4 protein-coding genes and 1 pseudogene are annotated in these 3,082 nt (G+C 70.3%); all 5 read right to left on the reverse strand.

Annotated features, from left to right (window positions below; genetic code table 11):
• Window positions 1-177: pseudogene (locus CCN42_RS45370) on the reverse strand (glycerol acyltransferase); the annotation flags it as partial.
• A gap of 14 nt (window positions 178-191) precedes the next feature.
• The gene (locus tag CCN42_RS39450; protein ID WP_245877680.1) at window positions 192-1,283 is read right to left on the reverse strand and encodes an NAD-dependent epimerase/dehydratase family protein; all 1,092 of its coding nucleotides are present in this window, start codon (window positions 1,281-1,283) and stop codon (window positions 192-194) included.
• 217 nt (window positions 1,284-1,500) lie between these two features.
• Window positions 1,501-1,599, reverse strand: coding sequence for a 30S ribosomal protein bS22 (locus tag CCN42_RS39455; RefSeq protein WP_003948845.1), 99 nt, complete (start codon window positions 1,597-1,599; stop codon window positions 1,501-1,503).
• A 154-nt stretch (window positions 1,600-1,753) separates the two neighbouring features.
• The gene (locus tag CCN42_RS39460; protein ID WP_158101684.1) at window positions 1,754-1,966 is read right to left on the reverse strand and encodes a helix-turn-helix domain-containing protein; all 213 of its coding nucleotides are present in this window, start codon (window positions 1,964-1,966) and stop codon (window positions 1,754-1,756) included.
• A gap of 129 nt (window positions 1,967-2,095) precedes the next feature.
• Window positions 2,096-2,911 (reverse strand): phosphatase, encoded by an 816-nt coding sequence (locus tag CCN42_RS39465; RefSeq protein ID WP_086741974.1) that lies wholly within the window; start codon window positions 2,909-2,911, stop codon window positions 2,096-2,098.
• Window positions 2,912-3,082 lie beyond the last annotated feature (171 nt).

Below are 3,082 nucleotides of genomic sequence, written 5' to 3' on the forward strand. Positions count from 1 at the left end.
GTCGTCCTCCCGCGGCGCCGGGCGGGTGGGCAGGGCCTGGACCTCGCCGGCCTCGTGCCCCCGGGCCGGCTCGCCGCCCCCACGCCGGCTGCCCGCGCCACGGCGCCGCGACGGCCGCTGTACGGCGCCCCCGCGGGACCGGTCGTCGTCGAACGGAATGACCTTGGCGTCCGCCATCGTTGCTGCGCTCCTCAGTTGGCGCTGTGCGTCGGGGAGTGACTCGGGGAAGGGGCCGGGGAGCCACCGGCTCCCGGGCCGTCGGACAGCGCGGCGGCGAGCCGGTCGACGGCACCCGCCAGGGCCTCGGGCGGCAGCAGCCCGGGCCCGCGGCCGCGGACGAAGTCCGCGAACGTCTCCGCGGTGGTGTACTTCGGCCGGAATCCCAGGGTCTCCCGCATCTGGGTGGTGTCCACCACCCGGCCATGGGTGAGCAGCCGGATCTGCTCGGGCGAGAAGTCCGTCATGCCCAGGGTCCGCACCAGGGACCCGGCCCAGGTGACCGCGGGCAGCAGCAGCGGCACCGTGGGGCGGCCGAGCCGCCGCGAGCACTGGGAGAGCAGCAGCACGCCGTCACCGGCGATGTTGAAGGTGCCGCTGTTGAGCGTGCCCCGGGCCGGCTCGTGCGAGGCCAGCCGCAGTACGTCGATGACGTCGTCCTCGTGCACGAACTGCAGCCGCGGGTCGTAGCCGAACACCGTCGGCAGCACCGGCAGCGCGAAGTACGAGGCGAGCGGCGAGTCCAGGCTCGGCCCGAGGATGTTGGCGAACCGCAGGACGCACACGGCGACGTCCGGCCGCCGCCGGGCGAACCCGCGGACGTACCCCTCGACCTCGACCGTGTCCTTGGCGAAACCGCCGCTGGGCAGCGACTTGGGCGGGGTGGTCTCGGTGAACGCGGCCGGATCGCGCGGCGCGGACCCGTACACGTTCGTGCTGGACTTCACCACCAGCCGCTGCACCGCCGGGGACTTCTGGCAGGCGCCGAGCAGCTGCATCGTCCCGATGACGTTGGTCTCCTTGACCGTGGCCCGGCTGCCGCCGGCCAGCCCGCTCGCCGTGACGTCCATGTGCACCACGGTGTCGGCGCCGGTCTCCGCGAGCACCCGGGCGATCGTGGGCTGCCGGATGTCCGCCTGGACGAAGTCGGCCCCGCCCAGATGGTGCTCGGGCGGCACCGCGTCCACGGCGACGACCCGGTCCACCTCCGGATCACGCTGGATGCGCCGTACGAACCGGCCCCCCAGCGGGCGGGCCACTCCGGTCACGAGCACGACCTTGCCCAAGATCAGCGCCTTCCTTCGTACCGCCGTACGTCCTCTGCGTCCCTGCTCGTTAGCCTGCCGCGTTCCCCTCCTGCGGCCAACTTAGCGGGTGCGTGTCGCCCTGTGACGACCGCCTGAAGCGTGACGTGGCGGAAAAGATGGAGGAAACGCGTGTGGCCCCCCACCGGAACCGGTGGAGGGCCATGAACACGCTTCCGCAGCGTTGCGCCGCGTCGCCTTACTTCTTGTTGCGACGCTGAACGCGCGTGCGCTTGAGCAGCTTGCGGTGCTTCTTCTTGGCCATCCGCTTGCGCCGCTTCTTGATAACAGAGCCCACGACTACCCTCGCTCACTTCTCATCACTCGGTGTTTGGGCGCCATGGGCCCACACGACCTACGAGGGGCTAGCCTACCCGCCCGAGCGCTGAGGTCGTAATCGAGGTGGCCGGGGAGATCGAAAACTGTCCTGGGTCGATCCCCCCGGACCGTCGTCAGGCGGTTTCCACCCCCACGTAGCTGTCGCGGAGGTACTCGTGTACCGCGTTCTCCGGGACCCGGAAGGACCTCCCGACCCGGATCGCGGGCAGATGACCGCTGTGCACCAGCCGGTACACGGTCATCTTCGACACTCGCATCACCGAGGCGACTTCCGCCACGGTAAGGAACTGAACCTCGCTCAGAGGCCTCTCGCCAGCTGCAGCCATGACACACCTGAACCTTCCGCACTCGACGGCCACCGGCTTCCCCTTCCGGTGACTCTTCGTCGCTGCGTGCTCACTCCCCAGACTAGGGGCGGGTGATGCAAGTGGGGAAGAGGTGCACCGCTCGGCGGCCTACTGTGACAGACACGCTCGATTGAGTACGTAACGGGTAAGCGGACGGTAGTAAGCGGACCGCACAGCGTCATCGACCGGAACGACTACGGCCACACGCCCCTCCGCCTGCCCCACGAATGGCGCGGGGTCGTCCGTGTCGGCCAGCCCAATGGCCTCGAACCCCAGCTGACCTGCTCCGCAGACCCATCCGTGATCCCCGATCACCAGCTCCGGAAGGGGCCCGCCGACCTCGGCGGCAGCCGCCAGCGCGGTCCGGACCGGCAGCGGGGAGTGGGTGTGCGCGCCCGTCGCACACCCACGGGTGAAGGCACCGGATTCCCGCACCAGCGCGACTCCTCGTACGTAGTCGAGGTTGTGTGTACGTAGACCGAACCGGGTCAATATGTCGACACAGCGACCCTTCGCCGGGGTGAGGACAGCACATCCCGCCGCCGACAGGGCGGCCGCCAAAGCGGCGTAGAAGCCCAGTAGCCGATGCGGGTGCCCGGTGCCGAGAAGCACCGGCGCCCGCCGCCGGGCGGCGGTCCCGATGCGCTCGGCGAAGGCGTCCAGGGCGGCGACGGTCAGCTCCGGATCAATCACATCCGGACCCGAAACGCACCTCATGTCACCAGAAACGCCACACCTTTCGGCCATCAACTCCACCAAATCCGGCACTTGCCACGCCCCCACCGGATCAACCCCGATCAGCACCCGCGGATCCCGAGCCGCGAACAACCGATAACTCCGCAGACTCTCCTCGCGTCCCGTGGCCACCCGCCCGGCCAGCCCGGCCGCCACCAGATGCTCCCGCAGGACCCCGGCACTCACCATGCGCCGATGCTGCCGGACGAACCCCTCCCCCGCCCCCGAATCGACCGAGGAGCCCGCAGTTGGCGTAACCGCTGGGGTCGATGAACCGGCGCCGGTCCGGCCCACGCGAGAGCAGGTGCCGCGATACGGCCGCGGTGCGTCCCCGGCAGTACCTAGGGGGTGTCGTCGAAC

The organism is Streptomyces glaucescens (genome assembly GCF_002154375.1).
GTDB classification, from domain to species: Bacteria; Actinomycetota; Actinomycetes; order Streptomycetales; family Streptomycetaceae; genus Streptomyces; species Streptomyces glaucescens.